The sequence below is a fragment of the Prosthecobacter sp. genome (genome assembly GCF_034366625.1).
Taxonomy (GTDB): domain Bacteria; phylum Verrucomicrobiota; class Verrucomicrobiia; order Verrucomicrobiales; family Verrucomicrobiaceae; genus Prosthecobacter.
Map to the genome: position 1 here is coordinate 507209 of NZ_JAXMIH010000023.1, position 23230 is coordinate 530438.

A 23230-nucleotide genomic window follows, 5' to 3' on the forward strand; every position below is an offset into this window, starting at 1 on the left:
CATGGATCTCGGCCACTTCTCATTTCCCAAACTCTGGATGCAGGTGCGTTCGAAGTCGTGGCTGTGGTTGTTTCGGCGGCAGCACATCGAGGAGGCCGGTCGTTTGCTCAAACATGGCGATGTGGGGCTGGCTGGAGTGCATGTGTGTGCTGAGAACGAGTTGGAGATCATCGCCGGAGTTGGCACGGGGCTGTTCAATTCGGCTTCGGTAACGGTGCATCTGCGGCTGCGTGACGATGACAGCCTGGCCATGACTTCCCACTGCACCTGTGCGGTGGGCACGCTTTGCCAGCATGCGGCCACGTTGATGCTGATGCTTGATCATGATGAAGGGAAGCGCCGCATCGAAGGCATGGCACGCGTGCAGGAGCGTGCCTCGCCAGCGCCGGAAAATGATGCGTCACCGAAGCCTGAAACGGTCGAATTGCCACCCGCCGAGCCGAAACCGCTGCTTCTCGTGCGCCGCATGACGGTGGAGATGCCTCAACTCACGGCGAAGCGAAACATCGGGGCCTGGGTGCCGAAGAGTGTCGCCTTCATTCAGCCCTGTGCCGAGTATGAAGGCTGCCCGCTGCGCTTTGAGATGCTGGTGCGCAGTCCCGCGCATGAATGGAAGGATGAAGAAGGCATGCGACACACCGTGGTGCGCAATCAACGCTCCGAACGCCTCCTGCTGGCTGATTTGTCGGGTCTCGGTTTTAAATCGTTCTCCGAGGCACTGCCAGGAGCCAAGGCGCCCGAGTCAACGCTCGGCTTCATGGCTGTGGCGGGCGATCAGGCGTTGTTTTGGTCACAGTTCCTCAAAGATCAGGTGCCGAAGCTGCGCGAGGCCGGTTGGCAGGTTGAAGTGCCGGACGGCATCGGCTTTCAAATCCACGAAGCGGATGAAGACGCTTGGTTCACCGATCTCGTAGGAGATCAAGGCGGGCGCGAATGGTTCTCGCTCGATCTCGGCATTGAGATCGAAGGCCAGCGCATCTCAATGGTGCCGTTGTTGGTCGATTGCATTGATCAGGGCCTTACCGCAGCCGTTTTGGAACAAAATCTCGATCAGCGCTTCCTTCTCTCACTTGGTGGTGACTGCGGTGATGTGCTCTCCGTTCCTGCCAGACGACTCGTCGTGCTGCTGCGATTCTTTGATGAACTTCTCGCCACGCGGCCCGTGCGCAAAGACGGCAAGCTCCAGCTCGATAAACTGCGCGCCGCGCAGCTCGCGACGCTCGATGGCATGCCGATTCGTGCGCCCGCAGAACTCACCGCTCTCAGTCAACAACTCGGCACGTTCCGCGAGATCGGTCTCATCGACCCACCAGCGACGCTGAAGGCCAGTTTGCGCGACTATCAGCGCGAAGGCGCCTCGTGGATGCAATTCCTGCGAGAGTTTGGCCTGCACGGCATTTTGGCCGATGACATGGGCTTGGGCAAAACGCTGCAAACGCTGACCCACATCCTCATCGAGAAGGAAAGCGGCCGCATGACGCATCCTTGCCTCATCGTGGCACCCACGAGTGTGTTGAAGAACTGGATCAATGAATCCATCAAATTCACGCCCACGCTCAGTTTGCTGCTCCTGCGCGGCCAGTCGCGCAAAAGCGACTTCAAGCATCTCAAGCAGTACGATCTCGTCGTCACCAGCTACCCGCTGCTCGTGCGCGATGTCGATGTCATGCAGGCCCAGGAGTGGCACATCGTCGCGCTCGATGAAGCGCAGAACATCAAGAACCCCAAAAGTCTCGCCGCGCAGGTCTGCGGCGGTTTGAAGGCCAAACACCGTCTCTGCCTGACGGGCACACCGATGGAAAACCATCTGGGAGAGCTGTGGAGCCTCTACAACTTCCTCATGCCCGGCCTGCTGAGCGCCGCCGACACCTTCCGCCAGCACTATCGCAATCCCATCGAGCGTGATGCCGATGTGGAACGCCAAAAACAGCTCAGCACTCGCATTCAGCCGCTGCTGCTGCGTCGCACCAAAGACGCCGTCGCCAAAGAACTGCCACCGAAGACCGAAATTCTCCACAGCATCGAACTCGGCCAAGCGCAGACCGACTTGTACGAGACCATCCGCGCCGCGATGGACAAACGCGTGCGCGAAGCCATCGAAGTGAACGGACTCGATCGCTCGCAGATCGTCGTGCTCGATGCGCTGCTCAAACTCCGCCAGGTCTGCTGCCATCCGAAGCTTCTCAAACAGGAGACGGCTCAAAACGTCGAGGACTCGGCCAAAACCAATTATTTGATGGACGAACTCCTGCCCGAGCTCATCGACGAAGGCCGTCGCATCCTGCTGTTCTCGCAGTTCACCGAGATGCTCGCGCTCATCGAGGCGCGCTTGAAAAAAGACGGCACGCATTATGTGAAACTCACCGGCAGCACGCGGGATCGCGAGACACCGATTCAAGAATTCCAAACCGGCAACGTGCCCGTTTTCCTCATCAGCCTCAAAGCCGGCGGTACCGGCCTCAACCTCACCGCCGCTGACACCGTCATCCATTACGACCCTTGGTGGAACCCCGCCGCCGAAGCGCAGGCGAGTGATCGTGCGCACCGCATCGGCCAGACCAAACCCGTCTTCGTCCACAAGCTCATCTGCGAAAACACCATCGAAGAACGCATCCTCAAGATGCAGCAAAAGAAAGCCGCCCTTGTCGAAGGCCTGCTTTCTGGCCGCACTGACAAACTCCAGCTCACCCAGGCCGACATCCAGGCGCTGTTCATGGCGGAGTGATGTTTTAGATCACAAGAAAGCCCTGCTCATCGAGTTTGAAACCGGCGATAAAGACCGATTGGGTGTCATTGGGCATCAAACCGCTGATACGCACGCCTTCGGGCGTGGATTCAATGGTCAGGCCGGGGAGCAGGCGGCCGAGGGAACCGCTTTTTTGACCGAGCTGGCCACCTATTTCGTCTTCGGGCATTTCAGGGTCGGGGACTTCGGAGGAGATGAGTATTCCGCTGTCTGAGTCGATGTAACCGCACAGGGCGGTGGTGGAGGGCAGGGGAGAGAGGTCGCTCTCGAGGCAGAAGGCGAGGCGTTCCTGGCCGGTGAGCTTGGAAAGGCTGGCGCGGGTGCCAAAGGCGACGACGTGGGCGGCGTTTGCTTCACCCATGTCAGCAATGTATTTGGAACCGGGGATGACCTGAGTGAGCGCCTTGACGGTGCGGTGGATGAGAGTGCCTTCGGGTTCGAGGCTGAGAAGGACATCGCCTGCTCTGCACCATTCGACTTCGGCGAGGCGCAGGGCGTTAGCGAAGGCGACGAGATCATCCTCGGCGTGGTTCCAGCTTTTGCGGCGGAGGAAAGCTTCGCTGCTCAAGGCGAGCATGGCGTGGCGGATGACAGCGGTGGTGGCTTCGCGTGCGTTGAGAGGTGCGCCGAAATGCACCTCGACAGGGTAGCGCAGGTGTTTGGGGCGTTTGGTGAAGAATTTGCCGCCCTGGAAGGAGAAGATGCTGCCATAGAGGCCGTCGAGATAGACGGGCACGACCTGCGCCTCGCCCTGGCGTGCCATGAGCTCGAAGCCTTTGCGCAAGTCATTGACCATGCCGTGGCGGGTGATTTGGCCCTCAGGGAAAAGGCAGACGATCTCACCTTCTTTGAGCGCCGCAGCGACGGCTCGGATGGCGTCTTTCGCGCGAGTGGCGGAGATCGGCACGGTGCCGATGAGGCGCATGAGCCATTGGGTCCACCGCAGATTGTACAGCTTTTCCCACATGACGAAACGCACCGGGCGACGATTGGCGGCGCCGACGATAAAAGCATCGACGTAGCTGACGTGATTCGGCAGCAGCAGGACTCCGCCTGTGGCCGGCACGCGATCCGCATGCACCGCCCTGACCTTATAGACGAAGCGCACGACGGCGAGCATGAGGAAGCGCACGAGATCCTGCGGCAGGAGGCGCATGGTGTAGAGGGCGGCGGCGAAGGTGGGAATGGCGAGCAGCAGGAACTGTGTGGAGGAGCTGAACTCCAGCCATTTCATCAAGGCGACAATGGCGACGGCGACGAGTGTGCCGAGGCAGTCCATCAAATTCATCCCGGCGTGGATGCGTGCCTTCTCCTGCTTCTCCGCCTTGTCCTGCGCGAAAGCATACAGCGGCACCATGAAGCAACCGCCTGCGGCACCGGTGAAGATGATACCGGCATACATCCAACTGCTGCCCAGCGTGGCGAGGCCGGACCAGAGCAGGCCGACGACGAGTCCGAAGCCACCGACAGGGATGAGGCCGAGCTCAATGCGATTTCGGCTGATGTGCGAGGCAAAGAAGCTGCCGCTGATGACACCAATGCCAAGAATGCCGGCAACTTTGGCCAGTTCCATCGGTCCATCGCCATGACCGGTGTCGGGATGCAGTTCCTTCGTGAGCGTGACGAGAATGAAGCTGATCGCGTTCGAGATAAACCAGAAGTAAGTGACACCAAGCGCCGCGAGACGGATGGAACGGCGGCGGAAGACGATCTTCACGCTTTCGAAATGCTCCAGCGCCATGGATTTGCGCCAGTGCACTTCGGGATGCGACGGCGTCTTTTGAATGCAGAGAGCGGCGATGAGTTCGCCGACACCAAAGATGCCGATGATGATCAAGGGCCAGAGCGCGGACATCCAGGCATCGCCGGTGCGTTCGTATTCGGTGCCATACCAGATGCCCCCGGCCCACATGCCGCCAAGAATGCCTGCGAGCATGGTGACCTGCAGCCAGCCGGAAACGCGGCCTAGGCGGCGTGAGCCGGCGAGTTCCTTCATCACGCCCATTTTGGCCGGGCTGAGTACGGCGGCCTGTACGGCGAGGATGAAGAAGCCGACGAGGCAGAGTTCCAGCGAACCGGGTATACGTTCCAACCACAGCGCGAGCGCGAGCCACACGAAGCAGATGATCTGCATCACCTGCATCCAGATGATGACGTTGCGTTTGGAGAAACGATCTGACCAATAACCGGCGAGCGGCGCGAAGATCATGTAGGGCAGAGAAAAAATCGCCCCGAGCCACAGCTCCATGTGGCGGCCCACCCACGAGTCCTTCGCGATGATGATCGACAGCGCGATCAGCAGCATTTTGACAAAGTTGTCGCTGAACGAATTGAGCGCCTGCACCACCAGCACCAGCACGATAGAAATCCAGTTCCGGCGTGGCAACTGCGGTGCGCTGTCAAGATCAAGGGGGTCGGGCATGGCGGCGTTCAGTCCACAAAACGTTGGGCCAGCAGAATGTCTGCCGGAAACGTGATCTTGGGGTTGGGCTCGAAATTTTCGATGACGAAAACGGGTTCGCCAAGATGCTGCACGGCGGAAACTTCGTCGGTGACATGCAGGCCGTCGCGCATGACGGCGTCATAGGCACGCACGAGCAGATCACGGCGGAACACCTGCGGCGTTTCCATGATCCAGGCGTTCGCACGTTCGATGGAATCGGTGATGCGGCCGTCACTGTCGCAGCGCTTGAGCGTTTCCGTCATTGGTCGAGCACAGGCGACGGCGGACTGCGTGCGGGCGGCTTCGATGCAGCGGGTGATTTGATGCACGGAGATCAAAGGACGCGCGCCATCATGCACCGCGACGATGTCGCAGGCTGGATTCAATGCCTGGAGGCCGGCATGCACGGAGAGATGCCGTTCGGCACCACCGGTGATGACCCGGGCGATTTTTTCCATGCCGCCCATGCGCCACACGTCGATCTCCATGCGCAGCGCCTCGCTGGTGACGACGATAATTTCATCAATCGCCACGCACTTTTGAAATGCACCGAGCGTGCGTCGCAGCACCGGTTCGCCGGAGAGCGGAGCCATGAGTTTGTTGAAACCCATGCGTCGGCTGCTGCCTGCGGCGACGATGATGGCGGAGGTCATGACGGCCGGTGAAGTTACGCGAGGCGTTTGGTGACTTCAGTCGAGATCGACTTGCTGTCAGCACGCCCGGCGACGCGTTCTTGCAGCGCTTTCATGACGCTGCCCATGTCTTTCTTCGAGGTGGCGTCGAGTTCGGCGATGACGGTCTCGACCAGCTTGCCCAGATCTTCCGCGCTCATCGCAGCAGGGAGGTATTTTTCCAGTACGACGATCTCAGCCTTGGCGGCGGCCACGGCTTCTGGTCGTCCGGCTTTCTCCGCACCATCCACGGCATCCTGCAGTTTCTTGATCTCCTTGCGCACGACGGCCAGGGCGTCGGTGTCGCCGAGTTCGCCGTCGGCACCGAGCTTTTCGATGGCGGCGTATTTGAGGGCGGATTTGAGGTTGCGGATGACGTTGAGAGCCACGGTGTCCTTGGCCCGCATGGCGTTCTTGAGGTCTTCGGAGATGCTGGCGATAAAGCTCATGGGAGGATGGATTCGGATTGGTTGATCTGGGGCGCGAGCATGGCGTGGCGCATGGCTTTGTCCAGACGATAGGCAACGTCGGATGGATTGCCCTTTGCGCTGCTTCTCCACCCGTGCATGATCGGTTTACTGTGCAATTTCGACATCCCAAACACGACCTCTATATTCCCGACGAAACCGAACCTTGGACCGCGCTACGTCGCGTGACGCATCTGGGCATTGTATCACATCAGGACGACCTCGAAATCGCCGCGTATCACGGCATCACCGAGTGTTTTAAAAATGAAGACCAATGGTTCGGCGGCGTGGTGGTGACGGATGGTGCAGGCAGTCCGCGCAAGGGGCCGTATGCCAAATACACAGACGAGGAAATGCAGAAAGTGCGCCTCATCGAGCAGCGCAAGGCGGCTTACGTGGGCGAGTACAGCATCATGGTGCAGCTCGGCTACCCGAGCGAGGACATCAAAAAGCCGAAGCATGAGCCGGCCGTGGCAGACTTGAGGTTCGTACTGGAGCATGCCCAGCCCAAGATTCTCTATCTTCACAATCCCTGTGACAGGCATGACACGCATGTGGCGACTTTTCTGCGGTGTCTGGAGGCCATTCGCGAACTGCCGCCGGAAATGCGTCCTGAGAAGGTCTATGGTTGCGAAGTCTGGCGCAAGCTCGACTGGCTGCTTTCTGATGACAAGGTGATGCTGTGGGTGGACAAGCACCCACACATGCTGCGCCCGCTGCTGGGGGTGTTTGACTCCCAGATCAGCGGCGGCAAGCGCTATGACCTGGCCGAGGAAGGCCTGCGCCACGCCAATGCGACTTACTTCGACTCGCACACGACGGACAACACCAGCCTGCTCACCTTTGCGATGGATCTGACGCCGCTGACGCAGGATGACAGCCTGTGCCCAGTCGAATACTCAGTGAACTATGTGAAGCGCCTCGAAACGGATGTGCGCGATCGCGTGAAGAAGTTCATGTGATCACAAAAAATGCCAGCCGGAGCGACCGGCTGGCATTTGAGATTTTGAATCGAGGCGTCTGCGGGAAATTATTCCGCGAGCTTGGCGCTCTTGATGATGATCGGCTCCACCGGGACATCACCGTGCTGGCCTTTGCTGCTGGTGGCGACAGCGGCCATGGCAGCGACCACATCCATGCCTTTGCTCACCTTGCCGAAGACGCAGTAGCCCCAGCCGTCCTGGCCGGGGTAGTCGAGGAAGCTGTTATCCTTGAGATTGATGAAGAACTGCGAGCTGGCGCTGTGTGGATTCGGCGTGCGGGCCATGGCGAGGGTGCCTTTGACGTTCTTGAGGCCGTTCTTGGCTTCGTTCTCGATGTTGGCGTCGGTGGCCTTCTGTTGCATGTCGGGGGTGAAGCCGCCGCCTTGGATCATGAAGTCGGGGATCACGCGGTGGAAGATCAGGCCGTCGTAGTGGCCTTTCTTCACGTAGCTGACGAAGTTGGCGACGGAGATCGGCGCCTTGGCGGCGTCGAGTTCGAGTTCGATGGTGCCTTTGGAGGTTTCCATCACGATTTTCACTGGTTTGGCGTCACTCACGGTTTGTGCTGGGGTTGTGCCGGTCAGACCGGCAAGTGTAAACACGATGGCGGCAAGAGTCGGTGCGATTGATTTCATAGTGGTTTGGTTGGGGGCCGCGAATGAGCCACGAAGACCTTGATTTGCAATGATCAAAATCACCACCGGCATGTCAGCGGGAACCGAGCTGTCTGAAAACAACTCGGCCCGGAAGGACCCAACCAAAATCCTTCCGGGCCTTTAGGTGACCAGAGAGACCCCAACCATGAAGCGACTCTCCAGCTCGTTGTGTTTTTCCCCCAGGCGAACCCGGGGAAAGTTTGTGTGGCTTGCGCCCCAACTGAGTTCTTGATAGAGCAGCCGCCGGGCCAAGTTTGGTGACGAAGTTCAGATTTTTACAATCAGGGCGAAGATTCACTCCCGCCGGAGAGATTTTGGATCACAACGACCAGCGGTTCAAAGAGCGCGGTGACGGCGAGATGACCGGTCACGATCAACGTCAGTGCTGTCACCATGGCAGTGACCCATACATAGCGGGCACGTTTGACCGTGAACATCAAAACCGTCGCCAGCGCGGTGAACAACCAGATCACCGCCAGCAGCGGCAGCGCATGGTCGAGCAGCAGGTTGGTCAGGGTGGGCAGCTTGGCCTTCGATCCCAGCATGTCTTCGAAGATCTGCTCAAACTTGGGCGCCACCAGCAGCACGCGTGTACAGTAATAGAGCGGCAGAATATTCAACACCACAAAGACGCAGCGAATGCCAAACGCCCATTCTTTGACCTCGGCGCTCAGCTTGGAGTCATCGCCGGAAACCGCTGTGCTTTCGTTTTGAGTGTACATGAAACAGGCAATACCAAATCCGACACCGGTCTGTCACGCACAAACATCATGCTGCTTCAGCAACGCCGCAGAACATCACTACTTCGGCGTCACGCGGACGATGAAGGCTTTCTTCTCACCGAAGTATTTGGCGGCGACACGCTGGATCTCCTTGGCGGAGATGTCCGCCATGATGCCGGGAAGTTTTTGGAAATGATCCCAGCCGAGGCCATTGACTTCGTTCCAGGCGCAGATGTCGGCCATGCCGGTGTTGCCCTGCTGCGCACGCAGCCATGATGAACGCCACGTCACGCGGGCACGGTCGATTTCATCGACGGTGAGACCGTTGGCGGCGAGATCGTTGATCTGGGCCATGAGTTCTTTCTCGGCGAGCTTCACCTTTTTGGGATCGGTGCCGACGTAGAAGTAAAAGGCGCCTGCACCCATGGCGGCGAAGTTTTGCGCGCCGACATAGTAGGCGAGACCGAGTTCTTCGCGGATGCGGTTGAACAAACGGCTGCCCATGTCGCTGCAAGCTTCGTCGATGAGGTTGAGTGCATGCACATCGCGATCTTCGAGGCCGACGGTGCGAAAGCCGACGACGATGACGGCCTGTTCTTTGTCGAGATGCTCCGTCCATGCGGCAGGTTTGGCGCTGGCGTGGTATTCACGCCCTTGGGCGATCTGGCGGGGGCCGCGGGGAAGTTTGGCGAAGGTTTTTTCGACCTGTTTCTTGATCTCAGCCGCTTTCACGTCGCCGAATACGGAGATGACACCGTTGCCGGTGGCGAAGCTGGCGTGCAGCATGTTGCGGCAGTCGGTGAGCTTCAATGCGGCAACAGTCTGCTCGTTGCCGAGCGCGGTGCGGTGAAACGGCTGGCCGGCGAAGATCTCGCGGCGTGCCTTGCGCATGGCAACGGTGAGTGGATCTTCCTGTTCCTCAATGATGTTGGCGATCTGACGCTTCTTCACTTCGGCGAGCTGCGGCGGTGGCAGGGCAGGATTGAGGATGAGATCGGCCAGCAGGTCGAGCGCGGCGGTTTCATCGCCGCGCATGACATCGGCGCCGAGGATGTAGCGATGCGCGTCGGCGGTGCAGTGCAGGCTGCCGCCGCGATTTTCGAGTTCGGCGGCGATTTGGGCTGCGGCACGCTTTTTGGTGCCTTTGAGCAGCATTTGTGCGGAAATCATCGTCACACCAGCGGTGAGGTCGGTTTCAGCGAGAACACCGGCGAGGAAGTTGGTGCGCACGCTGACGAGCGGCAGACGCGGGTTTTCACCGACGAGCAGGATGAGGCCATTGGTGAGCTTGAAACGCTGAATGGCCGGGCGTGCGGAGTCGGTGGTGGAACCGGCCTTGCTCGCGGTTTCAACCTCGGGGCCGACGAGCACGGTGCTGAAACTGTTTTGCGGCAGATAACGACGTGCGGCATCACGAATCACGTCTGGCGTGAGAGCGGAGATGGCGGCGAGGAACTGGCGCTGGTAATCGAGCGAGCCGGAGAGCAGCCAGCCGTTGCCGAGGGTGCCCGCCTGGCCTTTCACGGTGCTTAACGCACGCACCTGGCTGCTGAGCGTGGCGCACACGGCTTTGTCGAGTTCCGCATGGCCGGGACCGGTGCGCTGCATCTGTGCGATGACTTCGTGCATGCCGCGTTGCAGTTTCTCGGCATCGGCTGGATTGCATTCGGCCTCGATGGTGAACAAACCACACTCGGGCGCGCACCAGGCACCGGCCGAGACGTAGTGCGCGAGGCTGCGCTTCTCGCGCAGTTCTTGATACAGGCGTGAGCTGCGCCCAGCGCCGAGCAGGAAGGCCAGCACGTCGAGCGCGGCCTTGTCGGCATGGCTTTCACCGGGAATCTGCCAGCCGAGCGCGATGCGCGTGAGATCGGTGGCGAAGTTTTTCGCGGCGAAGCGACTGCCCTGCTGGCGCGGTTCGTCAGGAAGCTGCACGGGGTCAAAGGCACGGCGCTGCCATTCGCCGAAGTGGCTGCGGACGGTCTCGACGACAGCGGCGGTCTCGACATCGCCCGTGATGACGATGAAGCAGTTGTTCGGCACATAATGACGCTGCACGAAGCCATGAACATCCGCACGGGTGATTTGATCGAAAACGGCACGATGACCGATGATGGGATGACGCAGCGGATGCTGACGGAAGGCGGTGGCTTGCAGCAGATGCTGGATGGTGCTGCCGGGATCATCGTGATCCATCGCCATTTCGCGGCGGATGACGTCCTTTTCGCGCGTGAGTTCCTCCGCATCGATCTTCGAGTGGCGGATCATGTCGGCGAGAATATCGAGATAGCCGTCCGCGTGCTCGGCGAGGCCGTCGATCCAATACACCGTGCGGTTGAAGGACGTATAGGCGTTCACATAACCGCCGAGCGCCTGGATGTTCTGCGAAATCTGCGCGGCCTCGCGCTTCTCGGTGCCCTTGAACAACATGTGCTCCACGCAGTGCGCGATGCCGGCGCCGCAGTGCTGCTCCTCATGCAAACTGCCGGCCTTGATCCACACCTGCACGCTGACGAGCGGATGCGCGTGATCTTCGCGCACGATGACTTCGAGCCCATTGTCCAACGTGGTCACGCTGGCATCCAGCGGCGGAACAGTGATGGCGGTGGATGCGGAACTGGCGCGGCGCAGGACTTTTTTCATGAAGATTTGGCCTCACGACCAAGCCGGGCGGAGGAAGGAAGAAAGGGTTCGGAGAAGGCGGTGGCGAAATCATAGCCGCCGGCGAAGTCTTCGAGACTGTCGCCGTCGTTTTTGCCGAAGTAGCCGACGGTGATGAGGTTGTACACGATGTTGCCGACGTCTTCGCCGCGCTGGAGGCCCCATTGATTGAGGAGGATGGCAGACATGGGGCCGTATTCGGCCAAAACGTGGTCGCGGAAGCCGGCGAGCAGTTCTTGGCCGCTGACGTGCTGATCGTCGGCGTTTTCATCGCGAAATTTCTTCGCCGCGATGTGCAGCGCATCACGCACCAGCTCATACGCGGCCGGATGGTAGCGTGGGTCTTGATGAATCGAGCGCCGGACGGCCTCGCCAAAGCTGATGGAAGTCATGAGCGGGCAGATGGATGCATTGCCATGAGCTTTAAACGGCGGAAGCACGGGCTTCAAGCAGCACGGCCTCAAAACGCTCGGCCATGCGGCTGGCGCTGAATTCCTGGCGCACTTTTGCCATCGCGGCTTTGGATAATTTCTCACGCAGTTCGTCGTCGTTGAGCAGCGCTTCCAGGGCGTCGGCGAGAGCTTTAGGGTCATCCGGCTTGCACAACACACCACCTTCGGTGGCGGCGATGAGTTCGGGGAAGGCGGCGTGATCGGGCTGCACGACGGGAACTCCGCTGGCGGCGGCCTCGATGACGTAGAGTCCAAACGCCTCGCCATAGGTGGCAGGGACGCTGAAGACGGTAAGGTCGTGGAAGAAGTGAACTTTGTCCTTGAAGCTGAGATTGGGATGAAACTCGACTCGATTCGCGAGTCCGGCGGCCTTGAGCTTGTCCACGAGTCCGGCGACATATTTCTCATCGACGGGTGTCTTGGCGCCGCCGATGCGCAGTTTCACGCGCGGCACGGTGCCGCGCTTGGCGAGATCGATGAAGGCATCGACGAGGGTGGTGAGCCCTTTGCCGTGGATCATGCGGGCGAAGTAGCCAATCACCGGCCAGTTCGGGTCCGGTGATGATGTGGTGAAGGACGACGCATCAATGCCGTTGGGAATGACTTTGATTTGAGTGGGCTCTGCAGCGAGGCGCTGGCGCATGAGATCAGCGTAGTACTGGCTCGGGGCGATGAAACGGCGGATGCTGCGGGCGTTGGTGCGCATGGCGTCCCAGCACTGCTCGCGATACGGATCGGGCAGCGTGTCGAGAAAGGAGTCTTCGCCTTGGAGAGAGCAGACGACGGGAAGGCCGAGTTCTGTTTCAATCGTGGGCGCGAGGCCGGTGAGCAGGCTGTTGGAGAAGGAGACCACGTCAAACTTCGGTTCACTGCGAATCCATTCGATGAGTTTCTGCCACTCGCCCCACTGGCGGCCTTCAGTGCCGAGCAGGCTGCCGAGAGCCATTTCACCAAGGGCCTTGGGGCTGGTCATGCCCATGCGGCGGGCGGCTTTTCGCAAACGATCCGGCGTGTTCAGCCAACGATGGACGAACTTCGGCAGCTTGTGGAACCAGGTGAACTTCTGCTGCAAAAACAGCGAGATGCCGCCGATCTGCACCGGCAGCTCCTGTGTCCCGAATTCGCGGTCGGTGACGAGCGGGAGATACAGCGGCAGCATCATGGCATCGTGACCGCGCGCGCGGAGCGCCTTGATGAGCGCATGGTCACGCAAGCAGCTTCCGCAGTGGAAATTGCCGGTGCCGGGGGTCAGGTGAAGGATGCGCATCGAAAATGACGAATGACGGAATTCAGAATGACGAATGAACGACGAATCCTGAATGTCGGAAACCATTCGTCATTCGACATTCCGCATTCGTCATTTGGACTTACGTCTCAGTGAGGCCGCGGGCCATGACGACTTTGCCGGTGCGGACGGTTTCAACGATGTCGAATTTGCCGAGGAGGCGGACGGCAGCGTCGAGCTTGTCGGTGTTGCCAGCGATGAGGGCGATGAGGCTGTCTTCCTGAAGATCGACGGTCTTGCCGTTGTAGTGCTCGATGATCTGGAGGATCTCGGTGCGCTCGGCAGCGCTGGCGGCGACTTTGATGAGAACGAGTTCTTTGGAAACGGCGTCGCGGTCGGTGTGCTCGATGCAGTGGATGACGTCTATAAGCTTGTTCACCTGCATGATGATCTGGTGCAGGCCTTCTGGATGGCCGCTGATGCCGATGGTCATGCGGCTGAAGCGCGGATCACGCGTCTGGGAGACGACGAGGGACTCGATGTTGAAGCCACGACGGCTGAACACGGCGCAGATGCGGCCGAGGACGCCGGGCTGGTTGTTCACCATGACGCTGAGCGTGTGAATGTTGATGATGTCAGCCAGCGGGGCGGGCTTTTTATCGGAGGTGGCGGGGATGCGGTCGCTCATGGTGGTTTCGGGTGGAGTTGGAGGTATTGAATCTTTCTCTTCCTCTTACTCCTACTCTTCCTCCCTTTCGGGCGTCTCCATCCGGGAGGAGGAGTAAGAGTAGGAGGAAGAGGAGGATTAGCTGAAAAGATCGGCTTCTGGCCGGGAGGAGGCTTTTCGGGGCTTTGGCTTCGCGGCCGACTTGGGGGAGATGGGCGTTTTGAGGCGTTTTTGGGTGATGTGGACGTAGGCCGAGTCTTTTTCGATGCCGATCCATTGGCGTCCGAGGCGCTGAGCGGCGGCGGCGGTGGTGCCGGAGCCGAGGAAGGGGTCGATGACGAGGTCTCCGGCGTCGGTGGAGCAGGCGATGAGCTTGTCGATGAGGTCGATGGGCTTTTGCGAGGGGTGGCCACATTTTTCCTTCGAGTTCCCCTTCAAGCTGGGTACGCGGAGGATGTTGGTGGCGAATTTGCCGGCTTCGAGATGGGCGCGACGGGCGTCCATGTCTTTGTAGCGTTTGTCTCTGAGGTAGGTCTCGATGGTCTTGGCATCGTAGGGGATGCGGACGGCGTCTTTGTTGAACTTCACGCGCTCGCCTTTGCGCATGACGAGCACCATTTCATACTGCGGGGTGAAGCTGTCGCGGCGCTCGTCATAGCCCACCGCACGGTCCCAGATGATGAGATCGTGAAACTGATGCTGCTGAGTGAGCCGTGACATGAGGTGCAGGAAGGTGTGCTCGCGTTTGCCTAGCTGGCCGAAGATGAAGGCGAGGCCGTCATCGCGGAGGACGCGCATGGATTGAGCCACCCACTCCTCGCACCAGGCGAGGTAGTCGGCGGCTGTTTTCCATTGAGTATCCCAGGCTTCATTTTCGAGAACGTTGAAGTAAGGCGGATCGGCGATGATGACTTGGGCGACGGCATCGGGGAGTTTTTGAAGTTCCTGGAGGGCGTCGCCGTGGATGACTTGGTTGGTTTTCATCGGCCATCGTGACGCGCTCTCGCGAGCGCGCCGACACTGCTAGGTCGAACCGGTGGGCTTCTCCATTTTCGTTTTCGGCGTCTCGGTGAGCATGTCTTCGAGGGCGGCACCAGCAGGGATCATGGGGAAGACGTTTTCGAGCTTGATGCACTCGGCTTCGATGATGCAGGGGCCGTCGTTGTAATCGAGGGCCTGCTGCAGGATGCGCTCCACGTCGGCCGGGCGGCGGATGTGGAAGCCCTTGATGCCGTAGGCCTCACCGAGCTTCACGAAGTCAGGGTTGCCGATGAGATCCACGCCGCTCTCGCGATTCTCAAAGAACAGCTCCTGCCACTGGCGCACCATGCCGAGGTAGCTGTTGTTCAGGATGATGATCTTGATCGGCAGCTTGTGGATCGCAGCGGTGGCCAGTTCAAACAGGGTCATCTGGAAGCCGCCGTCGCCGGAGATGGAGACGACCAGCTTGTCCGGGTAGGCGAGCTGGGCACCGATGGCCGCAGGGAAGCCGAAGCCCATGGTGCCGGCACCGCCGGAGCTGAGCCAGTGGTAGCTGCTGTCATTTTTGTAGAACTGCGCGGCCCACATCTGGTGCTGGCCCACGTCGGTGGCGACGATGGCCTTGCCCTTGGTGAGCTGATAGAGTTCATCAATGACCTGCTGCATGCGCAGACCGCCCTGCTTCTTGTAACCGAGCGGGAACTTCTTCTTGTAGCCGTCGAGATGGGCCAGCCAGTCTTCAGTGGGGAGTTTCTCGACGAGCGGCAGCAGATCGCTGAGCGCGGCCTTGGCATCGCCTTTGATCGTCACGTCCACTTTGATCATCTTGTTGAACTCAGCCGCGTCGATGTCGATGTGGATGAGCTTGGCGTTGCGGCCAAACATGTGCGGCTTGCCGATGATGCGGTCATCGAAGCGGGAGCCGACATTGAAGATGAGGTCGGCCTCGCAGATGGCTTTGTTGGCATAAGCGGTGCCGTGCATGCCGAGCATGCCGAGGGAAAGCGGATGTGTTTCTGGGAACACGCCTTTGCCCAGCAAGGTCGTGGTGACCGGGCAGCCAATGGTTTCAGCCAGCGTGAGCAGTTCCTTGTCGGCACGGGCGATCATCGCTCCCTGACCGGCGAGGATCACGGGGCGCTTGGCTTGGGAAATGAGGCGCGCGGCTTCTTTAATACCAGCCTGATCAATCTTGAAGTTCTCTTCGGGATGGTAGCCGGGCAGATCCATCGGCTCGTCAAACGTGCCGGTGAAGGGCCCTTGGCTGATGTCCTTCGGAATGTCGATCAGCACCGGACCCGGACGGCCCGTGGTGGCGATGTGGTAGGCCTCCTTGGCGACGCGGGGCAGCGCGTTCGTCTGCTTGACGAGGAAGTTGTGCTTCACGACGGGGGCCGTGATGTTGAAGATGTCGGCTTCCTGGAAAGCATCCTTCCCAAGCATCCAGGTGACCTGCTGGCCGCAAAGGATGATCATGGGCACGCTGTCCATCTGCGCGGTCATGATGCCGGTGACGGTGTTGCCAGCCCCAGGGCCGGAGGTGACGAGAACGACGGCCGGCTTGCCGGTGGCGCGCGCGTAACCGTCCGCCATGTGAACAGCACCCTGCTCATGGCGGACGAGAATGAACTTCATGTCCGTCTTCACGGTCTGGAGGGCGTCAAAGATCGGGATGGCCGCGCCACCGGAGTAGCCGAAGACGTACTCGATGCCGAGATCGGCGAGGGTTTTGATGAGCGCCTGCGCGCCGTCCATTTTTTGCTGGCTCATGATGGTTTGGGTCAAAATTGCGATTTGGACGGTCAAAGTGGGGTTAAAAGCCAAAACAGCAAGGTGAAGTTTGGTCATTTTTGGATAAAACAAGTCATCATGCTAGTTGGTAGGGTGTAAAATCATGTTTTTATGGCCATAATGACCAAATTGGAATGTTTTGGTCAAAAAAGAGATTTGGCGAATATAGGTCAGTTCCACCACCAAAAAGCTCCTCCGGCCACGGCCAGCAGGATGAGCAAAATAAGGCAACCCGTCCCACAGCGTACCCATGATCGCCTTGCGTTCCGATCCCACTCTGACTCGCCGACTCTGGAATTTTCGGTCATTGATTTGTCTGCGGACCAGATGGTCGCGAACAGCTCAATGATGGCGGCGATAAAGTCGGACATACTGCTAAGGAACAGGTTTCCATCAACGGATGGGGCATCCGCGTACTGTTGGCCACCTACTTCTTGATCCGATACAGATTCGCCTCGGTACGGATGAGGAGATCGGAGCCGATGACGGCGTAGGAGGCGAGGGAGCGTTCGGCGAGATCGTTTTTGGCGAGGATTTGGAAGGTCTTGCCGGGTTTGACGACGACGCCGAGACCTTTTTCATCCTGAAGGTAGAGTTTGCCGTCGGCGACGAGTGGGGAGGCGGAGATGGGGCCGGTGCAGCGTTCCTGGTAGTGGACTTGGCCGGTTTTGGCATCGACACAGGAAAGGATGCCGTTGTCGGCGATGAAGTAGAGTTCATCGCCGATGACAACCATGCTGGGGTCGTGCGGGGCGGCTTTGTCGATGCTCCAGGCGAGATGCGTGGCGGTGACATCGCCTTTGCCATCCGGTTTGATGGCGAGGACGAGCGGTTTGTCGAAGCCGGTGCTGATGAAGATGAGGCCGTGGGCGAAGATCGGGCGCGGGACGACGGAATAGCCCTGGTCGTAGTTGAAGCGCCAGATTTCGGTGCCGTCCTTGGGGTTGAGAGCGTTCACGACGCCGCTGCCGGGAGTGATGAGCTGCTTCTGGCCGTTCACGTCGATGATGAGCGGGGTGCAGAAGGAGAACTTCTTTTTCGCCTCCGACTGCCGTGCAAAGGTCCAGCGCTGCTTGCCGGTGTTTTTGTCGAGCGCGATGACTTTGGGTGCGGTTTCGGCATCGGCAGAGAAGATGAGGAGGTCTTCAAACAGCACGGGGCTGCCGCCGTTGCCATGCACGGGCGAATACGCGAACTCCTGCGTGGCCCAGATGGATTTGCCGGTGGTTGCATCAAGGCAGGCGGTGCCAAGATGGCCGAAGTGGACATAGAGCCGACCATTTTCAAACACCGGCGTCGGACTGGCATGGCTGTTTTTGCGATGTGCTCGTGGTGCCGTGGCGGTGAAAAGTTCCACGTCCCAAACGGTCTTGCCGGTGGTGGCATCGAGCGAAATCACCCGAAGTGACCGATCCGCTGTGGCCTCCTCCTTGCCGTTCAGTGAGACAGCCGAAGTAAGGAAGATGCGCGTCCCAACGACCACAGGTGAAGACCAGCCAATGCCTGCCACGGGCGTTTTCCATGCGACATGCGAGTTCGGGCTCCAAGTCAGCGGCAGATTGGTGGCGTCCGAGTGGCCTTGGGCGGCTGCACCGCGGAACTCCGGCCAGTCGGCGGCGGAGAGGTTGGCAGCAAGAGCCAGCGTGAGACTGGTGACGGCAAAGAGAGTGGGCTTGGAAATCATGCGGCGCTTCATACGAAAGATGGAGCGGTTGACGATCAAAAATGATGCACCTGAGATGATCCCGGAGGGATCGAAGATGGTAGCCGGGGGTCAACTCGCGAAGCGAGTGCCAACCCCCGGATTCATATCGCACATTCGTCTGCTCAAGGTCGCATGCCGGAGGTATGCGAGAGGCTTGGCATTCCCGGCGCTGACGAAGGAACCACAAACGCTGCTGGCATCCCTGCCGGGATGCGCCCTCGAAGGATGATTCGTGCGTTTCGGCATTCCAGGGGTCATTCGACCCCTGGCTACCGGCGGTGATCCCTGGCGGGATCGAATCACGCCCCTTCCGGCAGCGCCACATACGGCGCCTCATTCAGCACGATCTTCTTCGAGCCGCTGAGGAGCTTGATCCACTCGCGCAGGCAGCCGAGGAAGATGATGGCGACGGCGAGGAGGAAGAAGGCGGTGACGATGGTATCGACGGTGAAGTTGAACTGCTGGGCGGCCCACTCCTTCATTTCCGTTGGCGTGCCTCCACCGGCGATTTTGCCGGCGTAGAATTTGGTGGCGGAGATGAAGCCCATCTTGGGGTTGGCATCGAAGAGCTTGATGTAACCGGCGGCGAAAGTGACGCTCATGAGGAACAGCAGCGGGATGACGGTCACGGCCAGGTAACGCGCCTTGCCCATCTTGATGAGGATGGTGGTGCCAAGGCAGAAGGCGATGACAGCGAGAAGCTGATTGGCGATGCCAAACAGAGGCCACAGCGTGTTGATGCCGCCGAGCGGATCGACCACGCCCTGATAGAGGAAGAAGCCCCAGGCGGCGACGAGCACGGCACTGGCGAAGACATTGGCAGGCAGGCTGCGCGTGTTGCCCAGCGGCTTCCAAATGCCACCGAGGAAGTCTTGCAGGATGAAGCGCCCGACACGCGTCCCGGCATCAATGGTGGTCAAAATAAACAACGCCTCAAACATGATGGCGAAGTGATACCAGAACGCCATCCACCCCGGACCAAAAGCGCGTGCAAACATCTGCGCCATGCCGACGGCAAAGGTGGGCGCACCGCCGACACGGCCAAACATGGTCTTCTCGCCGATGTCGGCCGCCAGTTTGTCCATGCCGGCAACGGTGACGGGAAAACCTGCCGTGGTGATCATCTGGGTCACGGCAGCAGCCTGGGAAGGATCGGTTTGAACGATCTTGGCGGCACCGGCATTGATGGCAAAGTACTCACCGGGCTGCAGCGCACACGCGGCGACAAGCGCCATCAGCGCGACGAGCATTTCCGTGATCATCGCGCCATAGGCAACGCTGCGGATCTGGTCCTCGCGGTCGAGCAGCTTCGGCGTCGTGCCGGATGAAATGAGCGCGTGGAAGCCGGAGATGGCGCCGCAGGCGATGGTGATGAAGACAAAGGGGAAGACAGTTCCCAAAAAGACGAGGCCCGTGCCGTCGATGAACTGCGTGAGCTTCGGCATCTGCAACTCGGGAGCCACCCAGATCACCACCACGGCCAAAACGGCCACCGTGCCGATCTTCATGAAGGTGCTGAGGTAGTCACGCGGCGCGAGGAGCATCCACACCGGCAGCACCGAGGCCGCAAAACCGTAAATCATGATCGACCACGCGATGGTCTCGCCTTTGTAGTCGAAGAAGTGCTCGATGCCCCATTCCTTGAGGTTGCTCCCAGCCCACACACTGACAATCAGGCCGACAATGCCGAAGATGGTGATGTTTCGCACGCTGACTTTGAAGATGGTATGACCGAAGCCCATGATGAAGGCCAGCGGGATCGTCATCGCGATGGTGAAGAGGCCCCAGGGGCTTTCGGCGAGCGCTTTGACCACCACAAGGCCGAGCACGGCGAGCAGGATCGTCATGATCGCCAGCACGGAAACCATCGCCACGAAGCCGACGAGGGGATTGACTTCTTCCTTGAGCATCTGCCCCACCGATTTGCCGCCGCGACGAATGGACGCGAACATCACGATGGCGTCATGCACACCGCCGCCGAGCGTGGCCCCGATCAAGATCCACAGCATGCCCGGCAGATAACCAAACTGCGCGGCGAGCACCGGTCCCACGAGCGGTCCTGGCCCTGCGATGGCGGCGAAGTGATGGCCGAAGACGACCCATTTGTTCGTGGGCACGAAGTCCTTGCCGTCCTGCTTCGTGTGCGCGGGCGTGGCGCGCTGACCATCCAGCACGAGCACCTTGGTGATGAGCCACTTGCTGTAAAAGCGATAGGCAACCGCGAACGAGCACAAACCGGCGACGACGAGCCACAGGGCGTTGATCGTTTCGCCTTTGTGGAAAGCGGAAAAAGCGACGGAACCGGCTCCGAGAGCGGAGATGGCGATCCAGATGAGAATTTTCAAGGGGGTGAGCCCAGGCGTAACTGGCACTCGATTGGGCCGAGTCGTGACAGAAAGGCTATTGTCGAGGATTTCGGCCTCAATGAGAGTTGGTGGTGGCTTTGACATGGCTTGGAAAGTAGCCCAGTTGCGCTGCAACTGGGGCAGAATTGGACTCTAAAAAGAAAAGGGCTAACTGAGGAGGGACCAGTTGCGGCGCAACTGGACTACTTACTTCTTCGCAGGCTTTGGCGGTGGAGGCTCGACGTAGGGCGGGTTGGTGAGCGCTCCGGGGGCGGTTTCTTTGAGGTTGGGATAGATGTCGGCTTGAACGTCGCCCAGCGCCCATTTCACGCCGCCGACGAGGATGTTTTGGAAGGTGGGATTGGTCCAAACGTCCTCGCGATGGCCCATGGCGGTGTACCATACGCGGCCATCGCCCTCTTTGCGTGCCCATGTGCTCGGAAAGGCGGGGCGTTCGTATTCTTTGCCGGTCATGGCTGGGGAGTCGATCACGCTGAGCACATGGATGTCAGGCGTGAAGTCTTTGAGCGAGTACCACTCTTCCTGAAAGCCGTATTCGGCTCCGACATTCTCAAAGCCGGGGAATTTGGGGTTGGTGACGGTGTTTTTGGCGACCTGCTGAGCGCCATGCTTGATGAACTCGCCGCCGATGAAGCGCACATAGGGATCAGCCTTGTCACCGTGGTTCAAATAACGCTCAGGGCCTTTTTTGGACTCGTTGTCGGTGTGGAAGGTGTCGCTGGCGGAGTGGGTGCCGACGAAGCCTTTGCCCGCTTTGACATAATCAAACAGCGCCTGCTTGCCCTCGGGGGACATCGGCGGCTGCTTGTCGGTGCCTTCGCTGCAAAGATCGCCTGTGGTGTAGAAAAACACGGCGTCAAACTGGTTCAGGTAATCCTTGCTGAACTTGGAGCCGTCCTTGGAGAACTCGAAGTCCCAGCCGTTTTTCGCGCCGAGTTCCAGCAACACTTTTTCCGCATGGCTGGGCTGGCCGTTCTTCCATGAGATGACGCTGTGCTCGAAGCCGCTGGATTTCGTGAAGAAGAGAATTTTACGCTTGGCGGGAGCGGCGGCGAACGCGGCGACGCAGACGACAGCGGCAAGAACCAGAGGGGCGACGAGTTTTTTCAGCATGGCGGGCGATTCTGGCGGAGCTTTGAAAACAAGGCAAGGCAGTGTTGCGTGCCTTGTCATTTCACAAGTGCGTAATACGATGGCGGCGATGATGCGACTTTTCCTGAATCTTCTTCTACTGCCGCTGTGCGTGCTGCTCTGCCAATGTGGCTCCAGCGCCGGTAATCGCTGGGAGTACAAATATGCGCCGGGCAAGACCGCGGTCATCATCGGCGGCCGGGCCGTGCCGCCGGCCAATGCGCCGGCCGATGTGCTGCGGGCGATCACAGCGGGCAACCGCATCTGCACGAAACCGTATCGTCGCGGCGGCGGCCACGCCAAATTTGAAGACAGCGCGTATGATTGCTCCGGCACGGTGTCGTATGTGCTGCATGCGGCGGGCGAACTCGACGAACCGACAGTTTCATCGGCTTTTCGCAGTTACGGCCGCAGTGGCAAGGGCAAATGGATCACGGTGTATGCGCGCAAGGGACATGTGTTTCTAGAGGTGGCCGGATTACGACTCGACACAGGTTACAGTGACGCCGACAGCGACGGTCCGCGCTGGAGCAGCCGTTCACGCCCCACGAAGGGGTATTCCATGAGGCATCCTTCCGGCCTGTGATGATTTTCAAACCATGATTCCCGCCGAAGCCATCGTCTATCGCCCGAACGTCGCCGCCATCCTGCAGCGGGCGAACGGCGACATCTTTGTGGCCGAGCGCATCAACATTCCTGGCGCGTGGCAGTTCCCGCAGGGTGGCATTGACGAGGGCGAGAACGCGGAGCAGGCGATGTTTCGCGAACTGGCTGAGGAGATCGGGGTGAAACGTGAGTTGCTGGAGATCGTGCAGAAGCGTGAGGGTTATCGCTATGCGTTCACGAAGGGGCGGCTGAAATACGGCATCTACGGCGGACAGGAACAGACATACTTTTTGTGCCGCTTCCTGGGAAAGGACACTGACTTCAATCTCGCGGCCACCCACCAGGAGTTTGCCAGCTTTCGCTGGATCAAACCGTCCGAGTTTCAAATGGACTGGGTGCCGAAGTTCAAACGCCACGTCTATCGGCAGGTGATGCTGGATTTTTTTGGCATTGAGTTCGTGTAGCGCTCTCAATTCAACCCGAAACGCCGTAAACCCGGCAGCGATGGCTTGAACCAGCGCATCTTTGACCGGAACTTCGCTGCCTGCACGCATTCTCCAAGAGCTTGCTCCATGAGCAACGAAACTTCGAAGCCGGTCGAGCCATCGGTGCGGCGCAGTGGAGGACAGGCGACGACAAGCCCCTTCAGCATGACCCACTTCTGTCCCAACCCTGCCATGGCGTGCAGGGCTGGTGGCAGGGCGGAACGTTTGATGCGCACCTGAACCTCGGCACCGATGTCAAAACGCTGGCGTGACCAGAAGACGAGGCCGCAGGCTGAAATGTCACAAAGCTCGACGATGGTCTGCCTGCCTCCGCTGGACGACTGGTTCTCGTTCGCGGAGGTTTCCTGCTGTTGCTGGCCGTGTTTAGCCATACGAATCGCGGAATGACCGCGAAAGGAGGCGCAAGAGGCGCGGAAAGTCAAACGTGGAGAGCCGAGCGGGAGACGGTCAT

At 59.6% G+C, this 23230-nt stretch carries 19 protein-coding genes; 4 read left to right on the top strand and 15 right to left on the bottom strand.

What is annotated here, in order from left to right; all coding sequences use genetic code 11:
• Position 1 precedes the first annotated feature (1 nt).
• Positions 2-2725 (top strand): DEAD/DEAH box helicase, encoded by a 2724-nt coding sequence (locus tag U1A53_RS22705; protein ID WP_322284152.1) that lies wholly within the window; start codon positions 2-4, stop codon positions 2723-2725.
• A 4-nt stretch (positions 2726-2729) separates the two neighbouring features.
• On the opposite strand, the gene U1A53_RS22710 is transcribed toward U1A53_RS22705, so the two are convergent.
• The 3 genes from U1A53_RS22710 to U1A53_RS22720 are packed head-to-tail and all read right to left on the bottom strand — an operon-like array spanning position 2730 to position 6309.
• Complete coding sequence (locus U1A53_RS22710) at positions 2730-5168, bottom strand: MFS transporter (protein ID WP_322284153.1); 2439 nt, start codon at positions 5166-5168, stop codon at positions 2730-2732.
• A gap of 8 nt (positions 5169-5176) precedes the next feature.
• Positions 5177-5842 (bottom strand): 2-C-methyl-D-erythritol 4-phosphate cytidylyltransferase, encoded by a 666-nt coding sequence (gene ispD, locus U1A53_RS22715; protein ID WP_322284154.1) that lies wholly within the window; start codon positions 5840-5842, stop codon positions 5177-5179.
• A 14-nt stretch (positions 5843-5856) separates the two neighbouring features.
• Positions 5857-6309 carry a GatB/YqeY domain-containing protein gene (locus U1A53_RS22720; protein WP_322284155.1) on the bottom strand — a complete coding sequence of 151 codons (453 nt, stop codon included), beginning with the start codon at positions 6307-6309 and terminating at the stop codon, positions 5857-5859.
• A 113-nt stretch (positions 6310-6422) separates the two neighbouring features.
• Between U1A53_RS22720 and U1A53_RS22725 the strand changes: the two genes are divergently transcribed.
• Positions 6423-7289: a PIG-L family deacetylase gene (locus U1A53_RS22725; RefSeq protein ID WP_322284156.1), complete on the top strand. Its 867-nt coding sequence runs from the start codon at positions 6423-6425 to the stop codon at positions 7287-7289.
• 68 nt (positions 7290-7357) lie between these two features.
• Here U1A53_RS22725 and U1A53_RS22730 read toward each other — a convergent pair whose 3' ends face one another.
• The 11 genes from U1A53_RS22730 to U1A53_RS22780 form a co-directional block, all read right to left on the bottom strand.
• Entirely contained in the window at positions 7358-7849 is a 492-nt protein-coding gene (locus U1A53_RS22730) for a peptidylprolyl isomerase (protein ID WP_345786504.1), read from the bottom strand.
• A gap of 398 nt (positions 7850-8247) precedes the next feature.
• Complete coding sequence (locus tag U1A53_RS22735; RefSeq protein WP_322284158.1) at positions 8248-8688, bottom strand: hypothetical protein; 441 nt, start codon at positions 8686-8688, stop codon at positions 8248-8250.
• 78 nt (positions 8689-8766) lie between these two features.
• Positions 8767-11331: a pitrilysin family protein gene (locus U1A53_RS22740; protein ID WP_322284159.1), complete on the bottom strand. Its 2565-nt coding sequence runs from the start codon at positions 11329-11331 to the stop codon at positions 8767-8769.
• Positions 11328-11741, bottom strand: a complete 414-nt coding sequence (locus tag U1A53_RS22745) for a Minf_1886 family protein (protein ID WP_322284160.1) — start codon at positions 11739-11741, stop codon at positions 11328-11330. Before U1A53_RS22745 ends, U1A53_RS22740 begins: the two co-directional genes overlap by 4 nt.
• Before the next feature lie 31 nt (positions 11742-11772).
• On the bottom strand, positions 11773-13068 hold the full coding sequence (locus tag U1A53_RS22750; protein ID WP_322284161.1) for a glycosyltransferase family 4 protein: 1296 nt from the start codon (positions 13066-13068) through the stop codon (positions 11773-11775).
• Positions 13069-13168: 100 nt separating this feature from the next.
• A complete protein-coding gene (gene ilvN, locus U1A53_RS22755; RefSeq protein ID WP_322284162.1) occupies positions 13169-13714 on the bottom strand; it encodes an acetolactate synthase small subunit in 546 nt (181 codons plus the stop codon).
• 117 nt (positions 13715-13831) lie between these two features.
• Complete coding sequence (locus U1A53_RS22760) at positions 13832-14677, bottom strand: site-specific DNA-methyltransferase (RefSeq protein ID WP_322284163.1); 846 nt, start codon at positions 14675-14677, stop codon at positions 13832-13834.
• A gap of 39 nt (positions 14678-14716) precedes the next feature.
• Complete coding sequence (gene ilvB, locus U1A53_RS22765) at positions 14717-16444, bottom strand: biosynthetic-type acetolactate synthase large subunit (RefSeq protein WP_322284164.1); 1728 nt, start codon at positions 16442-16444, stop codon at positions 14717-14719.
• Positions 16445-16892: 448 nt separating this feature from the next.
• The gene (locus tag U1A53_RS22770) at positions 16893-18149 is read right to left on the bottom strand and encodes a PQQ-binding-like beta-propeller repeat protein (RefSeq protein WP_322284165.1); all 1257 of its coding nucleotides are present in this window, start codon (positions 18147-18149) and stop codon (positions 16893-16895) included.
• Between the two features lie 320 nt (positions 18150-18469).
• On the bottom strand, positions 18470-20515 hold the full coding sequence (locus tag U1A53_RS22775; protein WP_322284166.1) for a carbon starvation CstA family protein: 2046 nt from the start codon (positions 20513-20515) through the stop codon (positions 18470-18472).
• A 207-nt stretch (positions 20516-20722) separates the two neighbouring features.
• Positions 20723-21649, bottom strand: a complete 927-nt coding sequence (locus U1A53_RS22780) for a ThuA domain-containing protein (protein WP_322284167.1) — start codon at positions 21647-21649, stop codon at positions 20723-20725.
• A gap of 88 nt (positions 21650-21737) precedes the next feature.
• On the opposite strand from U1A53_RS22780, the gene U1A53_RS22785 reads away from it, so the two are divergent.
• Together U1A53_RS22785 and U1A53_RS22790 are read left to right on the top strand one after the other, a co-directional pair.
• Positions 21738-22253 (top strand): peptidoglycan endopeptidase, encoded by a 516-nt coding sequence (locus U1A53_RS22785; protein WP_322284168.1) that lies wholly within the window; start codon positions 21738-21740, stop codon positions 22251-22253.
• Positions 22254-22266: 13 nt separating this feature from the next.
• The gene (locus U1A53_RS22790) at positions 22267-22737 is read left to right on the top strand and encodes an RNA pyrophosphohydrolase (protein WP_322284169.1); all 471 of its coding nucleotides are present in this window, start codon (positions 22267-22269) and stop codon (positions 22735-22737) included.
• Between the two features lie 5 nt (positions 22738-22742).
• Here the strand turns inward: U1A53_RS22790 and U1A53_RS22795 are convergent, their stop codons facing one another.
• Positions 22743-23150: a hypothetical protein gene (locus U1A53_RS22795; RefSeq protein WP_322284170.1), complete on the bottom strand. Its 408-nt coding sequence runs from the start codon at positions 23148-23150 to the stop codon at positions 22743-22745.
• Between the last annotated feature and the right edge of the window lie 80 nt (positions 23151-23230).

What these genes read in the sequence shown, in the direction of transcription:
- U1A53_RS22705 (WP_322284152.1), top strand. Translation starts at nt 2, where the DNA reads ATGGATCTCGGCCACTTCTCATTTCCCAAACTCTGGATGCAGGTGCGT.
- U1A53_RS22710 (WP_322284153.1), bottom strand. Translation starts at nt 5,168, where the DNA reads ATGCCCGACCCCCTTGATCTTGACAGCGCACCGCAGTTGCCACGCCGG.
- ispD (WP_322284154.1), bottom strand. Translation starts at nt 5,842, where the DNA reads ATGACCTCCGCCATCATCGTCGCCGCAGGCAGCAGCCGACGCATGGGT.
- U1A53_RS22720 (WP_322284155.1), bottom strand. Translation starts at nt 6,309, where the DNA reads ATGAGCTTTATCGCCAGCATCTCCGAAGACCTCAAGAACGCCATGCGG.
- U1A53_RS22735 (WP_322284158.1), bottom strand. Translation starts at nt 8,688, where the DNA reads ATGTACACTCAAAACGAAAGCACAGCGGTTTCCGGCGATGACTCCAAG.
- U1A53_RS22740 (WP_322284159.1), bottom strand. Translation starts at nt 11,331, where the DNA reads ATGAAAAAAGTCCTGCGCCGCGCCAGTTCCGCATCCACCGCCATCACT.
- U1A53_RS22745 (WP_322284160.1), bottom strand. Translation starts at nt 11,741, where the DNA reads ATGACTTCCATCAGCTTTGGCGAGGCCGTCCGGCGCTCGATTCATCAA.
- U1A53_RS22750 (WP_322284161.1), bottom strand. Translation starts at nt 13,068, where the DNA reads ATGCGCATCCTTCACCTGACCCCCGGCACCGGCAATTTCCACTGCGGA.
- ilvN (WP_322284162.1), bottom strand. Translation starts at nt 13,714, where the DNA reads ATGAGCGACCGCATCCCCGCCACCTCCGATAAAAAGCCCGCCCCGCTG.
- U1A53_RS22760 (WP_322284163.1), bottom strand. Translation starts at nt 14,677, where the DNA reads ATGAAAACCAACCAAGTCATCCACGGCGACGCCCTCCAGGAACTTCAA.
- ilvB (WP_322284164.1), bottom strand. Translation starts at nt 16,444, where the DNA reads ATGAGCCAGCAAAAAATGGACGGCGCGCAGGCGCTCATCAAAACCCTC.
- U1A53_RS22770 (WP_322284165.1), bottom strand. Translation starts at nt 18,149, where the DNA reads ATGATTTCCAAGCCCACTCTCTTTGCCGTCACCAGTCTCACGCTGGCT.
- U1A53_RS22780 (WP_322284167.1), bottom strand. Translation starts at nt 21,649, where the DNA reads ATGCTGAAAAAACTCGTCGCCCCTCTGGTTCTTGCCGCTGTCGTCTGC.
- U1A53_RS22785 (WP_322284168.1), top strand. Translation starts at nt 21,738, where the DNA reads ATGATGCGACTTTTCCTGAATCTTCTTCTACTGCCGCTGTGCGTGCTG.
- U1A53_RS22790 (WP_322284169.1), top strand. Translation starts at nt 22,267, where the DNA reads ATGATTCCCGCCGAAGCCATCGTCTATCGCCCGAACGTCGCCGCCATC.
- U1A53_RS22795 (WP_322284170.1), bottom strand. Translation starts at nt 23,150, where the DNA reads ATGGCTAAACACGGCCAGCAACAGCAGGAAACCTCCGCGAACGAGAAC.